1 protein-coding gene is annotated in these 233 nt (G+C 51.9%); it reads left to right on the top strand.

All coding sequences use genetic code 11. The features are described from left to right. Nucleotides 1–10: 10 nt before the first annotated feature. A partial coding sequence (locus tag ABFY71_RS19160; protein ID WP_347947470.1) for a hypothetical protein occupies nt 11–233 on the top strand: 223 nt, incomplete at its 3' end.

The following is a 233-nucleotide window of genomic DNA, read 5'->3' as shown; positions in this document are numbered from 1 at the left end:
CGAAATCCCAGTGACTGTAGATGCTGCCCCTGCGGACCAGGCTGCTCGTGAAGCTAACGCCGAGGCTATTAACCTCGCGCATAAAGCTGGTATCGATGAGCTGATTAAGCGTAAGGTTCCGCTGGCGGATATGGTTACTCTGGTTGACGTAGATACTTACTCTATGCTGCTGGAGCATCCAAAGCTGTTCGACCGTGACTTCGGTATGACCAACGAGGATGGTTACAAGAACC

Source organism: Devosia alba (assembly GCF_039938915.1).
GTDB lineage: Bacteria > Pseudomonadota > Alphaproteobacteria > Rhizobiales > Devosiaceae > Devosia > Devosia alba.
Note: the sequence above shows the minus strand (reverse complement) of the source record. Positions and strands in the feature narration are given on the sequence as shown.